Genomic DNA, 23896 nt, shown 5'->3' on the forward strand with positions numbered 1-23896 from the left:
GTGTCCGACACCCACGCCGAGCTGGGACTCGTTTGGGAACGCGTAGTGCAGGAGCTGTCCTCCGGCACCCTTTCCCCGCAACAGCGAGCCTGGATGCGGGTGACCCGCCCGATCGGCCTGCTCGACGGCACGGCCCTGCTGGCCGCGCCGAGTGACTTCGCCAAGGACGCCATCGAACGCGCGCTGCGCGAACCGATCACCGCCGCGCTCTCCCGCCACCTCGGCCGGGACGTCTCGCTCGCGGTGAAGGTGGACAACGCACCGCTGAGCCCCGCCCCGCCCAAACCGGTCGCGCCGCCCCCGGTGAGCGCGCCCTCGCATGCGGGCCCGTCGCTGGAACAGCCGACGATGCCCGCGATCCCGCTGCCGCTGGCCCCGCTGCCGAACGGGATGGCCACCACGCCGATCCCGGCCACCGGGTTGCCGCAGGTCAGCCCGCTGCCCACGGTCGCCATGGCCGAGGGCGGGGACACCGAGGACGAGGTGGACGAGGAGCGCGAGGCGCTCGCCGCGGTGCACGAGATATGGCCCAAGTACTCCGGCAACTCCGCCGGTCAGCCGGCCCGCTCGCCGAGCAACCCGCAGACCAGGCTGAACGAGAAGTACACCTTCGACACCTTCGTCATCGGCGCGTCCAACCGGTTCGCGCACGCCGCGGCGGTGGCCGTGGCCGAGGCGCCGGCCAGGGCGTACAACCCGCTGTTCATCTGGGGTGAGTCCGGTCTCGGCAAGACCCACCTGCTGCACGCGGTCGGGCACTACGCACAGCGGCTCTTCCAGGGCATGCGGGTGCGGTACGTCTCGACCGAGGAGTTCACCAACGACTTCATCAACTCACTGCGTGACGACCGCAAGGTCGCCTTCCAGCGCCGCTACCGGGACGTCGACGTGCTCCTGGTCGACGACATCCAGTTCCTGGAGGGCAAGGAAGGCACGCAGGAGGAGTTCTTCCACACCTTCAACACCCTGCACAACGCGAACAAGCAGATCGTGGTGTCCTCGGACCGGCCGCCCAAGCGGCTGGAGACCCTGGAGGACCGGCTGCGCACGCGGTTCGAGTGGGGCCTGATCACCGACATCCAGCCGCCCGAGCTGGAGACCCGGATCGCGATCCTGCGCAAGAAGGCGGCGCAGGACCGGCTGGCCGCGCCGGCCGAGGTGCTGGAGTTCATCGCCGCCCGGATCGAGCGCAACATCCGCGAGCTGGAAGGCGCGCTGATCAGGGTCACCGCGTTCGCCTCGCTGAACCGGCAGCCGGTGGACGTGCCGCTGGCCGAGATCGTGCTGCGCGACCTGATCCCGGACTCGCAGGCTCCGGAGATCACCGCGCCCACGATCATGGCGGTCACCGCGGAGTTCTTCGCGGTGAGCATCGACGACCTGTGCGGGCCCGGCAAGACCAAGGCGCTGGCCCAGGCCAGGCAGATCGCCATGTACCTGTGCCGCGAGCTGACCGACCTGTCCCTGCCGAAGATCGGGCAGACCTTCGGCGGCCGCGACCACACCACCGTCATGTACGCAGACAAGAAGATCCGCAAGGAGATGGCCGAGCGCCGCCGCATCTACGACCAGGTCCAGGAGCTGACCTCCCGGATCAAGCAGCGGGCCCGCGCCTGACCCCCAGCACGCCGTAGACGCCCGTCGGAGAGTCCCTCCGGCGGGCGTCTTCTCTTGGGTGCCCCGCTCCGGCCGCCGATGACTACGGGGATGCCAGGGCATGGCCGCCGCACGCCGAACTTTCTGGTTCGGCGGTGCCCCGCCGCGCACCCCACAAGCTGAGAAAAGTCGGGCCGCCCGTGGCAGGTCCCCACCGAACCTGGCCACGCCCGCTGGAACTTTTCTGACGGTGTGGAGCGCCCGATCGGACCAACTCTGGAGAAAGTTTCGGCGAGTTGTCCCCCATCCAGGGAGACCCGGACCACCCTCAGCCTGTGGAGGGCCTGGGCATGAACGCACCAACAGCTGGGGACAACCTTGTGGACAGCTCGCAGATCATGTGGATGCTCTTTGCCAACTGCCGAGTTGTCCACCGGTCCTCCCGGTTTCTCACCAGTTGCACACACCCACAGTCCACAGCCCTAGAAACCACCTGAGCTGCGCAGACTCACGCTGTCCACACAACTCACAACCCTTACTACTGCTGCTGTCTTGATCTTTCGAAGAAGTAAAAATCAAAAGATGAACAGGCGGCGCGAAGTTGGGGATGGACGGCTCGCGGTCGAGGACGGGTCGAGGTGACGAGCAGGCCCGGAAGCCTCTACGGTGGAGCCCGCCTCGCTCGGACCTCGATGCGTCGCTGCGCCAACCCTGGGCCGTCGTGGCCCACGACCCGACGGCGAACGACCTGCCCAGCCCGAGCCCGTGACGGTCGCGTCGATTCTCCGAAAGGACCTGCCATGAAGATCCGCGTCGAGCGGGACGGCCTTGCCGACGCCGTCGCCTGGGTCGCCCGCAGCCTGCCCTCCCGGCCTCCGGTGCCGGTGCTCGGTGGAGTGCTGCTGGACGCGGGCGGAGCCGACGGCGACAACGGGGAGACGTTGACCGTCTCCGGTTTCGACTACGAGGTCTCCGCCCAGATCGGCGTGCCGGCCACCATCTCCGCGGCCGGTCGCACCCTGGTCTCCGGCAAGCTGCTGGCCGACATCACCAGGTCGCTGCCCAACCACCCGGTGGAGATCGCGGTCGACGGCGCCAGGGTGACCATCACCTGCGGCAGCGCGAAGTTCAGCCTGCCCACCATGCCGGTGGAGGACTACCCGCAGCTGCCCGCCATGCCGCAGCTGGCCGGTCACCTGCCCTCGGACAGCTTCGGCCCCGCCGTCGCCCAGGTCGCCATCGCGGCCGGCAAGGACGACACGCTGCCGATGCTGACCGGCGTGCGGATGGAGATCGAGGACGAGAAGGTCACCCTGGTGGCCACCGACCGCTTCCGGCTCGCCCTGCGCGAGTTCACCTGGGAGCCCAGCGGCGAGGTCGGCTCGACCGCGCTGCTGGTCCCGGCTAAGACCCTGGCCGACGCGGCGAAGACCCTCGGCGGCTCCGGCTCCAAGATCGAGCTCTCCCTCGGCGACTCCGACGGCCTGCTCGGCCTCTCCGGCTCCGGCCGCCGCACCACCACCCGGCTGCTGGACGCCGAGTTCCCGAAGTACCGCCAGCTGCTGCCCAGCGAGCACGCCGCAGCCGCGGTGATCGAGGTGGCCCCGCTGGTCGAGGCGATCAAGCGCGTCTCCCTGGTCGCCGAGCGCGGCACCCAGGTCCGGCTGGAGTTCACCGAGGCATCGCTGCGCCTGTCCGCGGGCGGCGACGATGAGGGCAGCGCGGAGGAGGAGCTCCCGGTCGAGCTCACCGGCGACCCGCTGACCATCGCGTTCAACCCCGGCTACCTGCTCGACGGCCTCGGCGCGATGCACACCGGCAAGGCGCAGCTGACCTTCACCACGCCCAGCCGTCCCGCGCTGGTCAAGCCGGTGGACGCCGAGGGCGAGGTCGAACCCGGCTACATCTACCTGCTGATGCCGGTTCGCCTGCCCGGCTGAGCCATCCCCAACCCGAACACTTCGTAGTCAGGAAAGGTCGTAACTGTGGTGCAGCTCGGACTCGTCGGCCTGGGCAAGATGGGCTTCAACATGCGCGAGCGGCTGCGCCGCGCGGGCCACGAGGTGATCGGGTACGACCGCAACCAGGAGGTCAGCGACAGCGAGTCGCTGGCCGACCTGGTCTCGCGGCTGGCCGCTCCCCGGATCGTCTGGATCATGGTGCCGGCCGGTGCCCCGACTCAGGCGACCGTGGAGGAGCTCAACGACCTGCTGTCCGAGGGTGACCTGATCATCGAGGGCGGCAACTCCCGGTTCACCGACGACCAGAAGCACGCCGCGCTGCTGGAGAAGAACGGCATCGGCTACCTGGACTGCGGTGTCTCCGGCGGGGTCTGGGGCCTGGAGAACGGCTACGGCCTGATGGTCGGCGGCGAGCCGGAGTTCGTCGAGCGGGCGCTGCCGATCTTCGACGCGCTGCGGCCGGAGGGCCCGCGCGAGGAGAGCTTCGCGCACGCGGGCAAGGTCGGCGCGGGTCACTTCGCCAAGATGGTGCACAACGGCATCGAGTACGGCCTGATGCAGGCCTACGCCGAGGGCTTCGAACTGCTGGACGCCTCCGAGGTGGTCGCGGACACCCCCGCGGTGATCAAGGCCTGGCAGCGCGGCACCGTCGTCCGGTCCTGGCTGCTCGACCTGCTGGTCAGGGCGCTGGACTCGGACCCGGAGCTGGACGACCTGCGCGGCTACGTCGAGGACTCCGGCGAGGGCCGGTGGACGGTGGAGGAGGCGATCAACCACGCGGTGCCCGCGCCGGTGATCTCCGCCGCGCTGTTCGCCCGGTTCGCCTCGCGGCAGGAGGACTCGCCCGCGATGCGCGCGGTGGCCGCGCTGCGCAACCAGTTCGGCGGGCACGCGGTGCACCAGGCCGGTCCCAGCTCCGGCGCCGGATCGACCAAGTAACCGTTGTACGTCCGAGCGTTGCAGGTCGCCGACTTCCGGTCCTGGGAGTCCGCCGACCTGGTCTTCGAGCCTGGGCCGAGTGTGCTGGTCGGCCAGAACGGCCAGGGCAAGACCAACCTGGTCGAGGCCATCGGCTACGTGGCCACCCTGTCCTCGCACCGGGTGGCCACCGACGCACCGCTGGTCCGGCAGGGTGCGCCGCGGTCGGTGGTGCGCACCGCAGTGGTGCACCACGGCCGGGAGCTGCTGGTCGAACTGGAGATCACCCCCGGCAAGGCGAACCGGGCTCGGATCAACCGGGCCCCGGTGCCCAAGCCGAGGGAGGTGCTCGGCATCCTGCGCACCGTGCTGTTCGCGCCGGAGGACCTGGCGCTGGTCAGGGGCGATCCCGGCGAGCGGCGGCGGTTCCTGGACGACCTGCTGGTGCTGCGCGCACCACGCTTCGCCGGTGTGCGCGCGGATTATGAACGAGTGCTCAAGCAGCGCGGCGCCCTGCTGAAAACCGCAGGTTCGGCGCGTCGGGCGGGCAGCAGCGGGGATATTCGCACCCTGGACGTGTGGGACGGGCACCTGGCCAGGCACGGCGCGGTGCTGCTGGCCGCGCGGCTGGACCTGGTGGCCGCGCTGCAGCCGCTGGTGTCCGCCGCCTACGCGGGGGTGGCGCCGGAATCGCGACCCGCCGAGGTGAAGTACCGCAGTTGCCTGGGTGCGGCCCTGCCGGAGGGTTACGGTGTGGCAGGCGGTCCGCCGGCGGACATCGCGACCTTGGAAGCGGTGCTGCTGGCCGAGGTCGCCAAGGTGCGGACCCAGGAGATCGACCGAGGGGTCAGTCTCATCGGTCCGCACCGGGACGAGCTGGAGCTGATCCTCGGCAGCACACCGGCCAAGGGATATGCCAGCCACGGCGAGTCCTGGTCCTTCGCGCTCGCGCTGCGACTGGCGGCCTTCGAGCTGCTGCGCGCGGAGGACGTCGAGCCGGTGCTGATCCTCGACGACGTGTTCGCCGAGCTGGACCGGCGGCGACGGCAGCGGCTGGCCGAGGTGGCCGCCGCCGCGGAGCAGGTCCTGGTCACCGCCGCGGTGGCCGAGGACGTCCCGGCCGAGCTGGCAGGCGCCCGCTACGAGGTGGGTGAAGGGAAGGTCGAGCGTGTCCGGTGACCAGCCGTCAACCGGGTGTGACGCGTCGCACTCCTGGGGACAACCCTGTGGATAATGTGGATAACTCCGTCACGCGTGGGGATGTGCCACCACCTGACCCGGGTACTGATCGACCCTCCGTCACCTCTCCAGGTGGATTCACTGCGGAGGGTGAACACGGACTGCGAGGGGTCGACCTGGCCAAGATGGCCCTGGCCGAGGCCCGCGCCGCCAACAAGCTGAAGCGGGACGCGGCCAAGGCCGCCCAGGCGCCGCGCGCGGGCGGGGCCAACGCGCAGCGCCGCCGCCGGTGGTCCGGGCCGGGAGTGGACCACCGGGACCCGCAGCCGCTGGGCGCGCTGGCCGCGCGGATCGCCAGCGAGCGCGGCTGGACCGACAAGCTCTCCGGTGGCACCGTGTTCGGCAGCTGGGCCAAGCTGGTCGGGGCCGAGGTGGCCGAGCACGCCACCCCGCTCGCGCTCAAGGATGGTGAGCTGACCGTGCAGGCCAGCTCCACCGCATGGGCGACCCAGCTCAAGCTGCTCCAGCGCCAGCTGCTCAGCCAGATCCGCGCCGGAGTGGGCAAAGACGTGGTCAAACGTCTGCGGGTGCAGGGACCGGCCGCGCCGAGCTGGCGGTACGGACCACGCCACGTGCCCGGCCGCGGCCCGCGAGACACCTATGGGTGACGTGGCGCGGCTGGTTTTCTCCCAGGCCTCTTGACACCGATTCTCCGCACTCCGGACCCGGACAACTTGTTCTTCGGTCTTCTATGACCGTCTCAGGGGTGTCCTAGGGTCATTCCTGTCCGGGTGGACCGGTAGGATTGACGAGGTTGTGCTCCGCACCCCAAGCGCACGCCGTCAAGCTGAGGAGACAGTGGCCTGTGGCTGCCAATACGAACAACGAGTACAGCGCGTCCTCCATCACCGTGCTCGAAGGCCTTGAGGCCGTCCGCAAGCGACCCGGCATGTACATCGGCTCCACCGGTGAGCGTGGTCTGCACCACCTCATCTGGGAGGTCGTGGACAACGCGGTCGACGAGGCGATGGCCGGTCACGCCACCAAGGTGGAGGTCACGCTGCTCGCCGACGGCGGCGTGCGGGTCATCGACGACGGCCGTGGCATCCCGGTCGACGAGCACCCGGTGGAGAAGCGTCCCGCGGTCGAGGTCGTGCTGACCACGCTGCACGCGGGCGGCAAGTTCGGCGGCGACTCCTACGCGGTCTCCGGCGGTCTGCACGGTGTCGGCGTGTCCGTGGTGAACGCGCTGGCCACCCGGCTGGACGTGGAGATCCGCCGGGACGGCTTCGTCTGGAACCAGCGGTATGAGAAGTCCGCGCCGGCGCACCCGCTGAAGAAGGGTGAGCCGACCGACGAGACCGGCACGATCATCACCTACTGGGCCGACCCGGACATCTTCGAGACCACCACCTACAGCGCGGAGACGGTCTCCCGCCGGCTCCAGGAGATGGCCTTCCTGAACAAGGGCCTGATCATCACGCTGCGGGACGAGCGGGTCAGCGAGGCCGACGAGGTCGAGGACGCCGAGGGGGTCAAGGCCGCGATCAAGGAGCGGACCTTCTGCTACCCGGGCGGCCTGGAGGACTTCGTCACGCACATCAACGCCACCCGCGAGTCGGTGCACAAGAAGATCATCTCCTTCGGCGCCAAGGCGGAGGGCCTCGAGGTCGAGGTCGCGATGCAGTGGAACACCGGCTACTCCGAGTCGGTCTTCACCTTCGCCAACACGATCAACACGCACGAGGGCGGCACCCACGAGGAGGGCTTCCGCGCCGCGCTCACCCGCGTGATCAACGAGTACGCGCGGGAGAAGAAGCTGCTCAAGGAGAAGGACGCGAACCTCTCCGGCGAGGACGTGCGCGAGGGTCTGGCCGCGATCGTCTCGATCAAGCTGAAGGAGCCCCAGTTCGAGGGGCAGACCAAGACCAAGCTGGGCAACACCGAGGCCAAGTCGTTCGTGCAGAAGACCTGCAACGAGCACCTGCCCGACTGGTTCGACGCCAACCCGGCCGACGCCAAGACCATCATCAGCAAGGCCATCTCCTCCTCGCAGGCGCGCGCGGCCGCGCGCAAGGCGCGCGAGCTGGTCCGGCGCAAGAGCGCGCTGGAGATCGGCGGCCTGCCCGGCAAGCTCAAGGACTGCCGCTCCAACAACCCGGAGGAGTGCGAGCTCTACATCGTCGAGGGCGACTCCGCCGGTGGCTCGGCCAAGGAAGGCAGGGAGTCGCGTTTCCAGGCGATCCTGCCGATCCGAGGCAAGATCATCAACGTGGAGAAGGCACGCATTGACAAGGTGCTGAAGAACAACGAGGTGCAGAGCCTGATCACCGCCCTCGGCACCGGCATCCACGACGAGTTCGAGCTGACCAAGCTGCGCTACCACAAGGTCGTGCTGATGGCCGACGCCGACGTGGACGGCCAGCACATCACCACGCTGCTGCTCACCCTGTTGTTCCGCTTCATGCGCCCGCTGATCGAGCACGGGCACGTCTACCTGGCCCAGCCGCCGCTCTACAAGATCAAGTGGCCGCGCCAGGAACCGGAGTTCGCCTACTCCGACCGCGAGCGCGACGGCCTGATCCAGGCCGGCGTGGCCAACGGCCGCAAGCTGCCCAAGGACGACGCGATCCAGCGGTACAAGGGTCTCGGCGAGATGAACGCCGACGAGCTGTGGGAGACCACGATGGACCCGGCCCACCGGGTGCTGCGCCAGGTCACCCTGGACGACGCGGCCACCGCTGACGAGCTGTTCAGCGTGCTGATGGGCGAGGACGTGGAGTCCCGGCGCGCCTTCATCACCCGCAATGCCAAGGACGTTCGCTTCCTCGATGTCTGACCTCGGCGTGCACCACCACACCTGCTCGCCGTTTAGAAGGGACTTCTCGTCGTGACCGACATCCTCCCGCCGACGGGCGACCGCGTCGAACCGGTCGATCTCCAGCAGGAGATGCAGCGCTCCTACGTCGACTACGCGATGAGCGTCATCGTCGGCCGGGCGCTGCCCGACGTGCGCGACGGCCTCAAGCCGGTGCACCGCCGGGTGCTCTACTCGATGTTCGACACCGGCCTGCGCCCCGACCGCAGCTACGTCAAGTGCTCGCGCGTGGTCGGCGACGTCATGGGCAACTACCACCCGCACGGTGACTCCTCGATCTACGACGCGCTGGTCCGCCTGGCCCAGCCGTGGTCGATGCGCAACCCGCTGGTGGACGGTCAGGGCAACTTCGGTTCCTCCGGCAACGACCCGGCCGCGGCCATGCGGTACACCGAGGCCCGGCTGACCCACCTGGCCATGCACATGCTGGCCGACATCGAAGAAGACACCGTCGACTTCGCCGACAACTACGACGGCAAGACCAAGGAACCCAGGGTCCTGCCCGCGCGCATCCCCAATCTGCTGGTCAACGGCAGCCAGGGGATCGCGGTCGGCATGGCCACCAACATCCCCACGCACAACCTGCGTGAGGTGGCCGAGGGCGTGGTCTGGGCGCTGGAGAACTACGAGGCCAGCGACGAAGAGACGCTGGCCGCGATGATGATGCGGATCAAGGGCCCCGACTTCCCGACCAAGGGCCTGATCCTGGGCACCCAGGGCATCGAGGACGCCTACCGCACCGGCCGCGGCTCGGTCCGGATGCGCTCGGTGGTCGAGGTGGAGGAGGACGCCAAGGGGCGCACCATCCTCGTGGTCACCGAGCTGCCGTACCAGGTCAACCCGGACAACCTGGTGGAGAACATCGCCACCCTGGTCAGGGACGGCAAGCTCACCGGGATCGCCGACATCGCGGACGAGTCCAACAGCCGCAGCGGCATGCGGATCGTGGTCGCGCTCAAGCGGGACGCCGTGGCCAAGGTGGTGCTGAACAACCTCTACAAGCACACCCAGCTGCAGACCTCCTTCGGCGTGAACATGCTGGCCCTGGTCGACGGCGTGCCGCGCACGCTGCGGCTGGACCAGATGATCCGCTACTACGTGAAGCACCAGATCGAGGTCATCGTCCGCCGGACCAAGTACCGGCTGCGCAAGGCCGAGGAACGCGCGCACATCCTGCGCGGCCTGGTCAAGGCGCTGGACCTGCTCGACCAGGTGATCGCGCTGATCCGCTCCTCGGCCACGGTGGACATCGCCCGCACCGGGCTGATCGAGCTGCTCGAAGTGGACGAGATCCAGGCCAACGCGATCCTGGAGATGCAGCTGCGCCGGCTGGCCGCCCTGGAGCGGCAGAAGATCGTCGACGAGCTGGCCGAGATCGAGGTCATCATCACCGACCTCGAGGACATCCTGGCCAAGCCCGAGCGGCAGCGGCAGATCATCCGCGACGAGCTGATGGCCATCGTGGAGAAGTACGGCGACGACCGGCGCACCCGGATCATCCCGTTCGACGGCGACATGTCCCTGGAGGACCTGATCGCGGTCGAGGACGTGGTGGTCACGATCACCCGCACCGGCTACGCCAAGCGCACCAAGACCGACCTGTACCGGGCGCAGAAGCGCGGCGGCAAGGGCGTGCAGGGCGCGGCGCTCAAGCAGGACGACATCGTGGCGCACTTCTTCGTGTGCTCCACCCACGACTGGATCCTGTTCTTCACCAACCAGGGCCGGGTCTACCGGGCCAAGGCCTTCGAGCTGCCCGAGGCCAACCGCAACGCGCGCGGGCAGCACGTGGCCAACCTGCTGGCCTTCCAGCCGGACGAGCACATCGCCCAGGCCATCCAGATCAAGGACTACCAGGTCGCGCCGTACCTGGTGCTGGCCACCAAGAACGGCCTGGTCAAGAAGAGCCGCCTGGCCGACTTCGACTCCAACCGCAGCGGTGGCCTGATCGGCATCAACCTGCGCGAGGACGACGAGCTGGTCGGCGCGGTGCTGTGCTCGGCCGAGCAGGACCTGCTGCTGGTCTCCGCCGGTGGTCAGTCCATCCGGTTCCACGCCACCGACGAGGCGCTGCGGCCGATGGGCCGGGCCACCTCCGGCGTGCTGGGCATGCGGTTCAACTCCGGCGACGAGCTGCTGGCCATGGCCGTGGTCGAGGAGGACCGGTTCGTGCTCATCGCCACCGACGGCGGCTACGCCAAGCGGACCCCGATCGAGGACTACCCGGTGCAGGGCCGCGGCGGCAAGGGCGTGCTCACCATCCAGCACGACTCGCGGCGCGGGCGACTTGTCGGCGCGTTGGTGGTAGAGCTGGAAGACGAGATCTTCGCCATCACCTCAACGGGTGGTGTGATCCGGACCACTGCTGCCGAGATCCGTAAAGCGGGTAGGCAGACGAAGGGTGTTCGGCTGATGAACCTCGGTGAGGGGACAACGCTGCTGGCGGTGGCCCGGAGTGCCGAGCAGGAGGCTGAGCCGGAGAATGATCTCGAGCCGGTGGACGGCTCGGTGCCGGAGGACGGCGCCGAGGTGGAAAACGGCTCGCCCAACGAGAACGACACCGAGCAGAGCAACGAATAGTCGCCTGAACGCGTCTCTTCGACGGACACCACCGTCGGTTAGGACTGCTGATGACTTCACCGAACCAACCGGACAACCCCGCTCAGCAGGCTGACAAGCCCGCTGACGAGGCCACCGTGATCACCGAGAAGCCGGACGGTGCCGTGGCGGCGGGGCAATCCGGCGAGCCCGCGCCCGCGGCGCCGCCGGCCGAGGAGTTCGCGCAGGCATCGGCCGCCCCGCCGCCGTGGCAACGGGTGACCGTCGCGAACCAGCAGAGCGCACCGCCTGCTCCCGAACCGCAGCGGGAGAGCTCGATCGACCAGCCGACGGCCGCGTTCCGGCCGGCGGCTCCGGTCGAGCACTCCCCGCCGCAGCCCGATCTCGACGCACCCACGGTGTTCGGGACCGCGGCGGCCGCGCCCCAGCCGGACAACGGGCTGGGCGCGCTGGGCCGGGAGACGGTCAACTTCTCCGCAGCGGCGACCACGCCGCGACCCGCGGTGGCCGCACCCAGCGCCCGCCGCACCGGCAGGGGCCCGCGCCGGGCCGCCCTGCAGGTCAAGCGGGTCGATCCGTGGTCGGTGCTGAAGCTCGCGCTGGTGCTGTCGGTCGCGCTGTTCTTCGTGTGGCTGGTCGCGGTCGGTGTGCTGTACGGCGTGCTCCAGGGCATGGGTGTCTGGGACTCGCTGAACAACACCTACAAGGACCTGGTGACCAACGCCGACGGCGGCGCTGAGCCGTTGATCAGCGCGGGCAGGGTGTTCGGCGTCGCCGCGGTCGTGGGCGTCGTCAACATCGTGCTGTTCACCGCGCTGGCCACGGTCAGCGCGTTCGTCTACAACGTCTCGGCCGACCTGGCCGGTGGCGTTGAGGTCACCCTCTCCGAGCGCGAGTAGAACTGCCGGATGGGGTGCCCCCCGATTTGGGCGGAGGGCACCCCGTCCGGTAATGTTCACCTCGGTTCACGGGCCTGTAGCTCAGGTGGTTAGAGCGCTTCACTGATAATGAAGAGGTCGGAGGTTCAAGTCCTCCCAGGCCCACTGCCCGCTGCTCCTTGGGGGGGCACCCGTATCGGGCACCAACCGCGTGCCGCTTTGGGAGGCGAACGTACGTGAAGAAGCTTCTGGCACTTGCCGCTGTTGCCGGCGTCGTGCTCTTCTTTGTCAAGCGCAACCGTTCGGCGAAGGCCGAGGCGGACCTGTGGCGTGAGGCCACCGCTCCGACCGAGGGCTGAGTCGAACCGAAGGGCAAGGCGTGGCCGTCCAGGTACCGGCGGCCTCGCCAGTTGCTCTGCGGGGACGTAGCTCAATTGGCAGAGCACTGCCTTTGCAAGGCAGGGGTTAGGGGTTCGATTCCCCTCGTCTCCACTCGACGATGGGGGCTCCCTGCTCGCGGAGAGCGCTCGCTGGATCGTCTCGTAATTTGCACTGGGGGCACAGCCCCCAGACCCCGTCCGGAGGCTCTGCCCCCGGACCCCCGCTCGCGTGGTAGGCGGCACCGAACTCTTGGTGTCGCCTTCTTTGCGTCTTTGGGTTTCCTCTGGGGAGTTGTATTGGGGCGGCGGGGTCTGTCGCTCTGTTGTTTGTGTTCCACCGTTTGCTTGGCAACCTGGTGGGTTGGTTTTGCGTCTGGGAGTCGTCAGGGATCGACGATCTTCGCAGGGGTGTGTTTAGCGATGTCTGTTCTCCGCCGGTTGGCGGTCGTTGTCGTCTCGTTGTTCGCGGTGGTGGGGGTGATGGCTCCGGCGGCTTCGGCCGCGGTGGCGGGGCCGCCGCAGGTGAAGTTCCGGGCTGGTAGCCACGACGGGTACGACCGGGTGGTGTTCGAGTTCGTGGGGGCCAAGGCTCCGGGGTCTGTGCTGTTCCAGCAGTTGGACGGGGAGCGGCCCTACTGGGGGCAGAGCGATCTTCGAGTGACCCAGCTGTGGGGGAAGCGGTTCCTCAAGCTGGCTTTGCCTTCGCCTGTTGGGGCTGAGCCCTATGTCGAGGTGATCGGGGAGAGAGTGGTCAATCACTCACTGCCGTTGGTGCGTGGGGTTGTGGTGAACGATCCTGGGCATGGCGGCAGCATGGAGGTTTCGGTGGGGCTGGTTCGGGACGCGGCCTACACGGTCCGGCACCAGGGGCACCTGGTGATCATCGACTTCAAGCGCTGACGCGGTGGCGCGGAGGGCTCTAGGGTGGGCCGCGTTATGAGACGACCACTGCTGCTCGTGCTGCCCGCGCTCTTGGCGCTCTCCGCTTGTGGGGGCGCTCCGCAGGATTCGGCTCCGCCCCAGACCTCGGCGCCGCCTGCTCAGGAGACCACCTCGGCCGGGCCCGCCCAGCCGCCCGCGGTGCCGGTGCCCGCCACCGACGGTCCCTGTCCCTACCTGGACAAGGAGGAGGTGCGGGCGGCCAACGGGCAAGGGGTGGGCAAGGTCCGGATCTCCGAGGGGAAACCGAACCCGGCCTGCTTCTTCTACCGGGCCGACAACAAGTCGGTGCAGGCCATGGTGTGGATCTACAGCGGATCCGCCGAGACGGCCAAGGCGGTGGTGGACGCCCAGGTGCCGGTCGCCGGGTCCTCGCCAGCCGACCTGCCCGGTGGCTGGAAGGGCGGGTCGAAGAAGACCGACAGCGGTGCGGTGTTCGCGGTGGCCAAGGGCGAGTACGCGATCGTGGTCACCACGAACCAGGACCGCACCATCGCGGCCAAGCGGATCGCCACCGTGGCGGCGGGCAACCTGAAGCTGTGAACGGCGAGAGGGGCCGGGCGAACCCGGCCCCTCTTCGCGTCCGGCTCACTTCTGGCGCGCGGTCTCCGGGCGGTGCCCGTTGTCCGAGGGGCTGCCCACCGGGCGCTCCTCGCGGTCGCGCTCCTCTTCCTCGACCACCGGCTTGACCTCCTGTGGTCGCCGGGCGAGCACCACCGCGGCGACCGCACCCGCGGCGCCGAGCAGCAGCACCGCGAACGGCCACTTGCGGCGCTTCGGCTTCGGGTCCAGCCGGGCGGCCAGGCGCTTCTTGGCCTTGCGGCCACGACGGCCGAGGTCCTTCTGCGCCTGCTTGGTCGCCTTGGCCAGCTCCTTGCGTGCCTTGCGGCCGCGCTTGCCGATCTCCTGGCTGAACTCCTCGGCCGTGCCGGCGACGCTGTGCGCCAGCTGCTGCGGCGTGAGCCCGCGCTTGGCCAGCTTCTTCTCCGCGCGCCGGCTCGCCCGCTTGGTGGCCTTGAGCCCTTCCGCGCCTGCGTGCTCGGCTCGCTTGCGCACCACGTGAATACCGGTGCCCAACGCGCGCCCGACTTGCTCTCCGGCTCTGGCCAGGGTCCTTACCTCGTCCATGCCTGCCTCCCGAGCGTGACGACGGCCTCGTCAACGCGTTACCCCATCCTGCCCCTTCTCACACGATCCCGCCGTGGATGGCACCATGGGTCGGTGGCTGACAGCACTGAATCGCTCGTTGGGGCGACCGTGACCGCGACCCTGCACACCTCAGAAGGCGAGGTCAGGATCAAGCTGTTCCCGGACTACGCGCCCAAGACGGTGAAGAACTTCGTCGGGCTTGCCGAGGGCAGCAAGCCTTACACCACCGAGAACGCCGCCGGGGAGCGCTCCGGCCCGTTCTACGACGGTTCGGTGTTCCACCGGGTCATCGCCGGGTTCATGATCCAGGGCGGCGACCCGACCGGCACCGGCCGCGGCGGCCCCGGCTACACCTTCGCCGACGAGTTCAACTCCGAGCTGCGCTTCGACCGGCCGTACCTGCTGGCCATGGCCAACGCGGGTCCCGGCACCAACGGCTCCCAGTTCTTCATCACCATGGGCCCGACCCCGCACCTGAACATGAAGCACACCATCTTCGGCGAGGTCGCCGACCAGGCGTCCCGTGCCGTGGTGGACACCATCGGGCAGGCCGAGACCGACCGGATGGACCGGCCGATCAAGGAGGTCGTCATCGAGCGCGTGACGGTCTCGGTCGAGCGCTGAGCCGGCGGCGATGACCCCTCCGCACACGTTGCCCAGGTGCACACGGCACCAGGACCAGGAGACCGGGCTCAGCTGCACCCGCTGCGGCAAGCCCTACTGCTACCAGTGCCTCAGTGACGCGCCGGTCGGCAAGCAGTGCGTGGACTGTGTGGCCGAGGGCAAGCGGACCCAGCGCCGGGGCACCAACCTGGTCGGCAACGAGGACGAGCAGATTCGCCCGATCGTGACCCCGGTGCTGATCGTGCTGAACGTAGCGCTCTTCGTGCTCACCGCGGTGCAGGCCGGCGGGGTGAACGACCTGCGGGAGTCCTGGGTCTACGACAACGGCTCGATGTGGCAGGTCGCGGTCGCCGGGGACCAGTGGTGGCGGCTGCTCACCAGTGAGTTCCTGCACGTGGCGCCGTGGCACCTCGCGGTCAACATGTTCTCGCTGTGGATGCTCGGCCAAGAGCTGGAGCCGATGTTCGGGCGGATCCGGTTCGCGGTGCTCTACCTGCTGTCCGGGATCGGCGCCTCGGTGGCGATCTTCCTGTTCTCCGACAGCGCGGTCGGCGCCTCCGGTGCGATCTTCGGCCTGCTCGGCGCGGTGGTGATCGTGTTCATCCGGCGGCGGCAGAGCCTGCAGCCGCTGGCCATGGTGTTCGGGTTGAACGTGGTGTTCGGCCTGTTCATCGGCAACGTGTCCTGGGTCGGCCACGGCGGCGGCCTGGTCACCGGCGCGCTGATCGCGGCCGGGCTGATCTACGTGCCGGTGGCGACCAGGAAGCTGTGGCAGACCATCAACGTGGTGGCGATCACGCTGGCCCTGGCCGGGCTGGCGATCTTCCAGTACTACGAGCTGCCCAGGTTCGAGTGCAGCCCGCCCGGCGAGCGCACCACCTGCGTGCTGGCCGAGCGGAACTAGTCAGGCGGGGCCGCGCAGTTCGGTGAGCTGCGCGGCCACCTCCTCGGGGTCCGCGCCCAGGTCGAGTCTGCCGAGCACGAACAGGCGCTCCGCCTCGCCCTGGGTGGTCTCGATCTCCAGCACCGCGACCCGGCGGCCCAGCCGCTGGGTGTGCACGAGCCTGGTGCCGACCTCGGCCCACGGCCACTGCTGGGTCCGGAACAGGCCACGCAGGGTCAACCCCATCGGGCTGGCGACCAGCCTCGGCCGGGCGATGGTGCCGAACAGCGCGGCGAAGCCCAGGACCAGGGCGGCGACCGCGGCGATCACCCGGCCCGCGGGATCGGTGGTGATGGTCAGCCAGACCGCGGCGAGCGCGGCGAAGGTCCAGCCGACGGCCACCAGGGCGGGGTTCGCTGACCAGGCAATTTGCCGACTCTGGCCCGTTGACCAGGGCATCTGCTCGTTCACCCGTCCAGCTTGCCCGGTTGAGGGCGTTCCGTCTGCCCCGTTGCGCCCAGCGGTACAACCACATCATGTTGTGTGCCCCCGGCTCCGGGGACCGGCTATGGGGTGCCTGTGGAAAAAGTTATCCACAGGAGTTGTCCCCACTGGGGATGACTTACATCCGTGTGGTTCAGTGACCCTCCGCCAAACGGGGGGTGAACGTGGCACGGCCCGGACGTGTGGTTCGTCCGGGCCGCGATACGTACCGTGTTTGTGCTGGTCAGCGCCAGCGCATGGTCATCAGCAGACCAGTGATCATCAGCGCGAAGCCGACCGCGAAGTTCCACGAGCCGAGGTCGGCCATGAACTGGATGTCCTGGCCCGCGAGGTAGTACACGACCAGCCAGGCCAGCCCGAGCAGCATCACCAGCAGCATCACCGTGATGTAGATCGGGTGTGAGGGCCCCTTGGCCTTCAGCTTGACCGGCGTGCGCCGGTCCGGCGGCGGCGTGTAGACGTCCTTCTTGCGGACCTTGGACTTCGGCATTCTGTCCTCGCCTGACGTTGGATCCGATGGCTGTGTCTGTTCGCGGAGCGCGTTCGGCACAGCGAAAACGAAACTCCGGCCCGACGAACACGTTAACGTAGCCGAAGAGAGCAGAGGAGAGGCAACTTGCCCCTGCTTACCCCACATTTGGCGTAGGAGAGGATCTCAGGCGTGCGGAGGCTCAACGGCTGGCGGGTGGCCGCGCCGGTGATGTGCCTGGTCGCGGGCCTGATCTTCGCGGTCAGCCACAACGTGGCCGACGGCCACGACCTGCGCGGCGGCCGCAACACCGAGCTGCACGGCCTGGTCCGCGACGCCGAGGGCCGGGTGCACGAGGCCGAAGCCGCCCTCGGTCGCCTGCGCACCGACCTGGAGGCGCTGGAACGCGGCGCGGCAGGCTCCGACCAGCGGGTGGAGAAGGCCCGCGGCACCGCGGCGGGCCTGGCGAACCCGGCGGGCCTGAACCCACTGCGTGGTCCCGGCCTGGTGGTGACCATCAGCGACGCGCCGAGAGGTCCGGACGGCCGGTACCCGGCGGATGTCCCGGTGGACGCGCTCGTGGTGCACCAGAAGGACCTGCAGAGCCTGCTCAACGCGCTGTGGGCCGGTGGCGCGGAGGCGGTGGCGGTGGCGGACCAGCGACTGGTCAGCACCTCGGCGGTCCGCTGCATCGGCAACACCCTGTTGCTGCACGGCCGCACCTACTCCCCGCCGTATGTGATCAGCGCCATCGGCGACCCAGACAAGCTGAACTCCGCTTTGGACGCCGCGGACGGCGTGCGAATCTTCCGGCAGTACGCCCAGAGCTACGGACTCGGCTACCGGGTCCAGCGGCCCGACGTGGTGCGCGTGCCGGGCTACGGCGGCGCGTTACGACTGGACAAGGCACAGGAGGTGCCCCGATGACCGACCCCCGCACTCCGCAGCCGGAGGACGGCACCGAGGCCACCCAGGAGATCCACCAGCGGCAGGCCAGGGCGCAGCAGCCCCCGCCGCCGCAGGAGCAGTGGTGGTCCGAGCCCGGCGCCGAGCAGCGCCCCGTGCCGCCGAGGCCGGCGCCCCGGCGCGGGGAACCGCCCCAGGTGTGGACCCCGCCGGACGAGGCCCCGCCCCGGCCCGAGCCGCCGCGCGCGGAAGCACAGCGCCCGGAAGCACAGCGTGCCGAGCCGCCGCGCTTTGAACCGCCGCGCCCGGACTTCCCGCAGGACGCCCGCCCCCAGGGGCAGCCGCACCACGACATCCGCCCGCCGCACGTGCCGGGCGAACCGCCGTTCGACCCCCGGCCGCCGTTCGAGCCGCGCTTCGAGCCAGAGCCGCTCCGGGACCCCCGTGCCCAGGGCGAGCCGCCGTTCGCTCCGCCGCCCGGCGATCCGCGTGCGCTGGCCGAGCCGCCCTTCGAGCCGCAGCCGCCGTTCGAGGCCAGGCCGCCGCGCGATCCTCGCGCGCAGGGCGAGGTGCCCCCGCGTCCGCCGGTGGATCCGCGTGGCCAGGGTGAGCCGCCGCGCCGTCCTGAGCCGCCGATGCCGCCGCGTGGTCAGCGTCCGCCCGTGCCGCCGGGGCCGCCGCCCTCGGCCACCGAGCAGACGCAGCTGATCCCGCCGATCCGGTCCGACGCGCCGCCCACTCCGCCGAGGGCCGCGCCGCCGCTCGCGCCGGAGGAGCTCACCGTGCCGATTCCGCGCATTCCCGCGCGGCCGCGGCTGGATGAGCAGGAGACCGAGCTCATTCCGCGGATCGACGACTACGACCAGTACCAGGACCTCGCCGAGCTGGAGCCCGAGCCCGAACCGGAGACGCCTGCCGGGGCGGTCGAGGTGCCGGAGCCGCGGCGGGAGACCGGGCGGGTGGTGGTGCGGACCTTCGGTGAGTTGCTGATCACCGCGGGGCTGGTGGTGCTGCTGTTCGTGGTCTACGAGGTCTACGTGACCGACTGGCTCTCCGCCGGCAAGCAGGCCAACGCGACCTCCGCGATGGACGACCGGTGGAAGAACCCCAGCGTGGTCAACAACAACGAGCCGCAGCGGACCAACCAGTTCGAGGTCGGTGACGGCGAGGGCTTCGCCAAGGTCTACATCCCGGCGTTCGGGCCGGACTACGTCTACACCGTGCTGGAAGGCACCACCGACCAGATCCTCGAGGTCGGGCCCGGTCACTACAAGGGCACCGCCTACCCGGGGCAGCCGGGCAACTTCGCGGTCGCCGGGCACCGGGTGGGCAAGGGCGCGCCGTTCAACGACATCGATCTGCTGGAGTCCTGCGACGCGATCCTGGTGGAGACCCAGACCGACTGGTTCGTCTACCGGATGCTGCCCAAGACCGACGAGGTCAAGGACTGGGCCAAGGGCAAGGGCGCGGACGGCAAGTGCAAGGGGGTCGCGCCGCAGGGCAAGGGCGGCAAGGACGACCCGTACGCCAAGACCGTCGGCCAGGAGATCGTGCGGCCGGAGCAGGGCGAGGTCATCGCGCCGGTGCCGTGGCGGGCGAACAACGCCGTGCCCAAGGACAAGCAGGCCAAGCTGATCACGCTCACCACCTGCCACCCCCGGTTCTCCGCGCGGCAGCGACTCATCGTGCACGGCGTCCTGGTCCGCACCCAGCCGAAGGACCCGAAGGATCCCAAGGCCGTGCCAGCCGAGTTCCAGACCGGCTGAAAGGTACGGTTGGCTCGTGTACAGCTGGATCTGGCGGCACCTGCCAGGGCCGTTGCCGCTGCGGATGCTGCTGGCGGCGGTCCTGATCCTGGGCGTGGTCGCACTGCTGCTGTTCGTGGTGTTCCCGTGGATCGAGCCGATGCTGCCGTTCAACCAGGTCACCACCGGCCAGTGATTCGTCCTCGACACGCGCCGTAAGCTGGCCGGGTGCGGGTACTCGTCGTCGACAACTACGACAGCTTCGTCTACAACCTGGTCCAGTACCTGGCCCAGCTGGGGGCCGAGTGCGTCGTGCGACGCAACGACTCGGTCGAGCTGGCCGAGGTGGACTCGGTGGACGGCGTGCTGCTCAGTCCAGGACCGGGCACCCCGGAGCGGGCCGGTCGCACCATCGAGGTCATCCGGCGCTGCGCCGAGCTGGCCAAGCCCGCGCTCGGCGTGTGCCTCGGCCACCAGGCAATGGGCGTGGCCTGGGGCGCGACCGTGGACCGGGCGCCGGAGCTGCTGCACGGCAAGACCAGCCAGGTGCACCACAACGGCACCGGCGTGCTGGCCGGGCTGCCCGACCCGTTCACCGCGACCCGCTACCACTCGCTGACCGTGCTGGCCGAGACCGTGCCCGCCGAGTTCGAGGTCACCGGGCGCACCGAGTCCGGCGTGGTGATGGCCATGCGGCACCGCGAGCTGCCCATCCACGGCGTGCAGTTCCACCCCGAGTCGGTGCTCACCGACGGCGGCCACCGGATGCTGGCCAACTGGCTGGCCATCGCTGGGCACCCGGTGCCGGAGCCCACCGTCGCCGCCCTGGAGAAGGGCATGCGCGAGCTGGCCGCCGCGGCCCGCTGAACCCCAGCTGACGCACGAAGGCCCGGCTCCCGCGAAGGGGAGCCGGGCCTTGTCGCTGGTACCGCTCAGCCGCCGGTCTTGGGTGTGGTGCTGGTCGGCGGGGTGCCACCGCCGCCGATCCGGGTGACCACCTGGATCTGGATCGTCTGGGTCTTGGTCACCCCGTCGCCTGCCACCGGCTTGGAGTCGGTGATCTTGCCGAACTCGCTGAGGCTGCCGCTCACCTCGGCCTTGCTGAAGCTGCCGGTCCAGCCGAACTCCTGCAGCTTCGAGCGGGCCTCGGTCTCGGTCATGCCCTCGATGTTGGGCATGGTGAACTGGTCGTTCTTGGAGATGGTCAGCGTCACCGTGGTGCCGGGCCGCACCGAGCTGCCGCCACTCGGGGTCTGCGCGACCACCTCGTCCTTCGGCTTGGACGAGCTGGTCTCCTTGGTCTCCACCTTCAGGCCGAGGCTCTCCAGGTTGTTGCGCGCGGCGTTCACCGACTGGCCGATCACGTTGAGCACGCTGACCTTGTCCTGCGCCCTGCCGACCGTGATGGTGACCAGCGAGTCCTTGGCCGCCTTGGTGTTGGCCGAGGGGTTCTGCGACTGGACCTTGCCGACCTGTTTGTTGTCGTCGACCGGTTCCTCGTTCTTGTTCGCGCTGAGCTTGAGCCCGGCCTGGGTGAGCAGCCGCTCGGCCTCGTCGGCGGTCTTGCCCTTGAGGTCGGGGACGGTGACCTCCTCCGGGCCAGCGCCGATGGTCAGCGTGATCTCCGCGTCCTTCGCGGCCTGCTGGCCCTCGCCGGGAGACACCGAGATCACCTTGTCCAGCTGGTCCGGCGTGGAGGCGATCCGCTTGGCGCTGGGCACCTTGCTGAACCCGGCGTTGGCGATGTCCTGCCTGGCCACCTCGGCGGTCTTGCCGACCACCTTCGGGATGCTCAGCGTGTCGCTGGTCCCGTTGGAGTTGGTGCCGAAGAGGTTGCCCAGCAGGAAGGCGAGCAGGATCAGCAGCGCGACGCCGAGCGCGACCGCGACCGCGATGAACGCGGTGCGCCGCCGCTTGGCCTTGCGCTCCTCCTCCTCGTCATCGTCGTCGTCCAGCGCCTCGGGCCGGTGCTTGCCCTGCATCACCTGGGTGGCGCCGCCGGAACCGACGATCTGGGTGCGCTCGTCCTCCGACATCACCATCGGCGCCAGCGGCCGCTGCCCGGAGAGCACCCGCACCAGGTCGCCGCGCATCTCGCCGGCGGACTGGTAGCGGTTGGCCGGGTTCTTGCTCATCGCCTTGAGCACGATGGCGTCCAGCACCGCGGGCACCTGCGGGTTGACCTGCGACGGCGGCTTCGGGTCCTCGCGCACGTGCTGGTAGGCCACGGCGACCGGGGAGTCACCGGTGAACGGCGGCTCGCCGGTCATCAGCTCGAAGAGCACGCAGCCGGTGGCGTAGACGTCGCTGCGCGCGTCCACCGCCTCGCCGCGGGCCTGCTCCGGCGAGAGGTACTGGGCGGTTCCTATCACCGCCGCGGTCTGGGTGACCGCGGCCTGGCCGTCGTGCACGGCGCGGGCGATGCCGAAGTCCATCACCTTCACGGCGCCGGACTTGGTGATCATCACGTTGGCCGGCTTGACGTCCCGGTGCACGATGCCGTGCCGGTGGCTGAAGTCCAGCGCCGCGCAGACGTCGGCCATGACCTCCATGGCGCGCCGGGCGGGCAGCGGGCCCTCGGTCTTGACGATGTCGCGCAGGGTCTTGCCGTCGACGAACTCCATCACGATGTACGGCAGCGGGCCGTACTCGGTCTGCGTCTCGCCGGTGTCGTACACGGCGACGATCGCGGGATGGTTCAGGGAGGCGGCGTTCTGCGCTTCCCGGCGGAAGCGCAGCTGGAACTGCGGGTCGCGGGCGAGATCGGCGCGCAGCACCTTGACCGCCACGTCGCGACCCAGACGAACGTCCCGGCCCTTGTGGACCTCGGACATACCGCCATAGCCGAGCGTCTCGCCCAGCTCGTAGCGGTTGGAGAGCAGTCGCGGAGTGCTCATCGGTGCCTTGTCCCGCTCCTCGTCGACGGTGGTCTGTTCATGTCTCTCAGCTGCCGTGTCCGCACGTCAACCGTCCTCGTGCGGCGCGCAGCGCAGGGTCACGCTCGACCCCGCGGACAGCTCCCCGGCCGGGGTCACCTCGGTGACCGCGCACCGCGCCAGGTCGGCTGGCCGGTGACCGTCCTGCGTCTGCACATCGGTGTGCAGGCCGGATTTCATGAGCCGGTCGGCCGCCTCCGAAGCCGCCCGCCCCACGTACTCCATCGGATCCACGCGCACCGTCGACGCCGGGGTGGTCTTCTGCGTGCCACCGGTCCGGTCACCGTCGTCGGCGCGCATGAGCACGCTGAGTCCCCATGCTCCCAAAACAAGTGCCGCCACGACGAATATGACGACCACCAGCCACAGTGCGGTTCGACGCGGGCGCACATTCACCGGATGACGCCCCAGCACGGGCGGGGCGAACTGCCCGGTCCCGTGACCCAGCGCGGGAATTCCCGGCGAGGACATCGGCGTGATGGGCCCGCCAGGACCCATCGGCGGCGGGCCCACCGGTGGCGGCGCCATGGCCAGGCCGGAGGGCATCGGCAGCGGTCGCCCCGACCGCACCGCGGCCACCGCGACCGCGAACTCGCCGCCGCTGCGGTACCGCTGCCTGGGGTCCTTGATCAGGGTCGCCTCGATCAGCGCGCGCGGGCCGGGCGGCACGTCCGGCGGCAGCGGCGGGGCCAGGTCCCTGATGTGCATCATGGCCACGGTGACCGAGTTGTCCGACAGGAACGGCCGGTGCCCGGCCAGGCACTCGTAGCCGACCACGGCCAGCGAGTACACGTCGCTGGCCGGTTCCGCCTCCGCGCCCAGCGCCTGTTCCGGCGCGATGTAGTGCGCGGTGCCCATCACCATGCCGGAGCGGGTGACCGGCGCGGCGTGCGCGGCCTTGGCGATGCCGAAGTCGGTGAGCTTCACCTTGCCGTGCGGGGTGACCAGGATGTTGCCGGGCTTGACGTCCCGGTGCACCAGCCCGCGCTCGTGCGCGGCCTGCAGCGCGTGTCCCGCCTGCTCCAGCACGTCCATGGTGCGCTCGGCGTTGATCCGGCCCTGCCCGGCGATGATCGCGGCCAGCGGTTCGCCCTCGACCAGCTCCATCACCAGGTAAGCGGTGTCCTGCGGGCCATCGGGCACCGCGGCCGTCTCGCCGTAGTCGTGCACGGCGGCGATGTTCGGGTGGTTCAGCGAGGCGGTCATCCTGGCCTCGGTGCGGAACCGGTGCAGGAACTCCGCGTCCCCGGTCAGCTCTGGCTTGAGCACCTTGATCGCCACCCGCCGGTCCAGCCGGGTGTCGGCGGCCTCCCACACCTCGCCCATGCCGCCCACCGCGATCCGCCTGGCCAGGCGGTAGCGGTCGGCGAGCAGCTGGCCGGAGGTGAGCAT

General features: G+C 69.7%; 22 protein-coding genes and 2 tRNA genes. 19 read left to right on the plus strand and 5 right to left on the minus strand.

Annotation, left to right across the window (positions count from 1 at the left end; translation table 11 throughout):
• The 13 genes from dnaA (at position 1) to N8J89_RS00065 (ending at position 13831) form a co-directional block, all read left to right on the plus strand.
• Positions 1–1617 (plus strand): chromosomal replication initiator protein DnaA, encoded by a 1617-nt coding sequence (gene dnaA / locus N8J89_RS00005; protein ID WP_283662341.1) that lies wholly within the window; start codon positions 1–3, stop codon positions 1615–1617.
• A 779-nt stretch (positions 1618–2396) separates the two neighbouring features.
• The gene (dnaN, locus tag N8J89_RS00010; protein ID WP_283662342.1) at positions 2397–3536 is read left to right on the plus strand and encodes a DNA polymerase III subunit beta; all 1140 of its coding nucleotides are present in this window, start codon (positions 2397–2399) and stop codon (positions 3534–3536) included.
• A gap of 45 nt (positions 3537–3581) precedes the next feature.
• Positions 3582–4496: a phosphogluconate dehydrogenase (NAD(+)-dependent, decarboxylating) gene (gnd, locus tag N8J89_RS00015; RefSeq protein WP_252485461.1), complete on the plus strand. Its 915-nt coding sequence runs from the start codon at positions 3582–3584 to the stop codon at positions 4494–4496.
• A 3-nt stretch (positions 4497–4499) separates the two neighbouring features.
• Positions 4500–5654, plus strand: a complete 1155-nt coding sequence (recF, locus tag N8J89_RS00020) for a DNA replication/repair protein RecF (RefSeq protein WP_283662343.1) — start codon at positions 4500–4502, stop codon at positions 5652–5654.
• 161 nt (positions 5655–5815) lie between these two features.
• Positions 5816–6322, plus strand: coding sequence for a DciA family protein (locus N8J89_RS00025; RefSeq protein WP_502868526.1), 507 nt, complete (start codon positions 5816–5818; stop codon positions 6320–6322).
• Positions 6323–6519: 197 nt separating this feature from the next.
• Positions 6520–8493 (plus strand): DNA topoisomerase (ATP-hydrolyzing) subunit B, encoded by a 1974-nt coding sequence (gene gyrB / locus N8J89_RS00030; protein WP_283662344.1) that lies wholly within the window; start codon positions 6520–6522, stop codon positions 8491–8493.
• A gap of 51 nt (positions 8494–8544) precedes the next feature.
• The gene (gyrA, locus tag N8J89_RS00035; protein WP_283662345.1) at positions 8545–11112 is read left to right on the plus strand and encodes a DNA gyrase subunit A; all 2568 of its coding nucleotides are present in this window, start codon (positions 8545–8547) and stop codon (positions 11110–11112) included.
• A gap of 50 nt (positions 11113–11162) precedes the next feature.
• Entirely contained in the window at positions 11163–11990 is an 828-nt protein-coding gene (locus N8J89_RS00040; protein ID WP_283662346.1) for a DUF3566 domain-containing protein, read from the plus strand.
• A 70-nt stretch (positions 11991–12060) separates the two neighbouring features.
• Positions 12061–12134, plus strand: a tRNA-Ile gene (locus N8J89_RS00045).
• Between the two features lie 71 nt (positions 12135–12205).
• Positions 12206–12328 carry a DLW-39 family protein gene (locus N8J89_RS00050; RefSeq protein WP_209707217.1) on the plus strand — a complete coding sequence of 41 codons (123 nt, stop codon included), beginning with the start codon at positions 12206–12208 and terminating at the stop codon, positions 12326–12328.
• A gap of 60 nt (positions 12329–12388) precedes the next feature.
• A tRNA-Ala gene (locus tag N8J89_RS00055) sits at positions 12389–12461 on the plus strand.
• 308 nt (positions 12462–12769) lie between these two features.
• Positions 12770–13249, plus strand: a complete 480-nt coding sequence (locus N8J89_RS00060) for an AMIN-like domain-containing (lipo)protein (RefSeq protein ID WP_283662347.1) — start codon at positions 12770–12772, stop codon at positions 13247–13249.
• A gap of 36 nt (positions 13250–13285) precedes the next feature.
• Positions 13286–13831, plus strand: a complete 546-nt coding sequence (locus N8J89_RS00065) for a DUF2020 domain-containing protein (protein WP_283662348.1) — start codon at positions 13286–13288, stop codon at positions 13829–13831.
• 45 nt (positions 13832–13876) lie between these two features.
• Here the strand turns inward: N8J89_RS00065 and N8J89_RS00070 are convergent, their stop codons facing one another.
• Positions 13877–14416, minus strand: coding sequence for a hypothetical protein (locus N8J89_RS00070; RefSeq protein WP_283662349.1), 540 nt, complete (start codon positions 14414–14416; stop codon positions 13877–13879).
• 93 nt (positions 14417–14509) lie between these two features.
• Here N8J89_RS00070 and N8J89_RS00075 point away from each other — a divergent pair, with 93 nt between their 5' ends.
• Positions 14510–15061: a peptidylprolyl isomerase gene (locus N8J89_RS00075; RefSeq protein ID WP_252485469.1), complete on the plus strand. Its 552-nt coding sequence runs from the start codon at positions 14510–14512 to the stop codon at positions 15059–15061.
• A gap of 10 nt (positions 15062–15071) precedes the next feature.
• Positions 15072–15965, plus strand: a complete 894-nt coding sequence (locus tag N8J89_RS00080) for a rhomboid family intramembrane serine protease (RefSeq protein WP_283662350.1) — start codon at positions 15072–15074, stop codon at positions 15963–15965.
• On the opposite strand, the gene N8J89_RS00085 is transcribed toward N8J89_RS00080, so the two are convergent.
• Entirely contained in the window at positions 15966–16415 is a 450-nt protein-coding gene (locus tag N8J89_RS00085; RefSeq protein ID WP_283662351.1) for a PH domain-containing protein, read from the minus strand.
• Between the two features lie 256 nt (positions 16416–16671).
• On the minus strand, positions 16672–16938 hold the full coding sequence (gene crgA, locus N8J89_RS00090) for a cell division protein CrgA (RefSeq protein ID WP_252485472.1): 267 nt from the start codon (positions 16936–16938) through the stop codon (positions 16672–16674).
• Positions 16939–17109: 171 nt separating this feature from the next.
• Here crgA and N8J89_RS00095 point away from each other — a divergent pair, with 171 nt between their 5' ends.
• Genes N8J89_RS00095 through N8J89_RS00110 form a run of 4 tightly spaced genes read left to right on the plus strand, consistent with a single transcriptional unit; the run spans position 17110 to position 20435 of the window.
• The gene (locus tag N8J89_RS00095; protein ID WP_283662352.1) at positions 17110–17844 is read left to right on the plus strand and encodes a DUF881 domain-containing protein; all 735 of its coding nucleotides are present in this window, start codon (positions 17110–17112) and stop codon (positions 17842–17844) included.
• A complete protein-coding gene (locus N8J89_RS00100; RefSeq protein ID WP_283662353.1) occupies positions 17841–19589 on the plus strand; it encodes a class E sortase in 1749 nt (582 codons plus the stop codon). The genes N8J89_RS00095 and N8J89_RS00100 overlap by 4 nt, the downstream gene beginning before the upstream one ends.
• A gap of 16 nt (positions 19590–19605) precedes the next feature.
• Entirely contained in the window at positions 19606–19764 is a 159-nt protein-coding gene (locus tag N8J89_RS00105) for a hypothetical protein (RefSeq protein ID WP_252485475.1), read from the plus strand.
• 32 nt (positions 19765–19796) lie between these two features.
• Positions 19797–20435: an aminodeoxychorismate/anthranilate synthase component II gene (locus N8J89_RS00110; protein ID WP_252485476.1), complete on the plus strand. Its 639-nt coding sequence runs from the start codon at positions 19797–19799 to the stop codon at positions 20433–20435.
• A 65-nt stretch (positions 20436–20500) separates the two neighbouring features.
• Here N8J89_RS00110 and pknB read toward each other — a convergent pair whose 3' ends face one another.
• Positions 20501–22465 carry a Stk1 family PASTA domain-containing Ser/Thr kinase gene (gene pknB / locus N8J89_RS00115; RefSeq protein WP_283662354.1) on the minus strand — a complete coding sequence of 655 codons (1965 nt, stop codon included), beginning with the start codon at positions 22463–22465 and terminating at the stop codon, positions 20501–20503.
• A 66-nt stretch (positions 22466–22531) separates the two neighbouring features.
• Positions 22532–23896 (minus strand): protein kinase domain-containing protein, encoded by a 1365-nt coding sequence (locus N8J89_RS00120; RefSeq protein WP_283662355.1) that lies wholly within the window; start codon positions 23894–23896, stop codon positions 22532–22534.

The organism is Crossiella sp. CA-258035, from assembly GCF_030064675.1.
Lineage (GTDB): Bacteria > Actinomycetota > Actinomycetes > Mycobacteriales > Pseudonocardiaceae > Crossiella.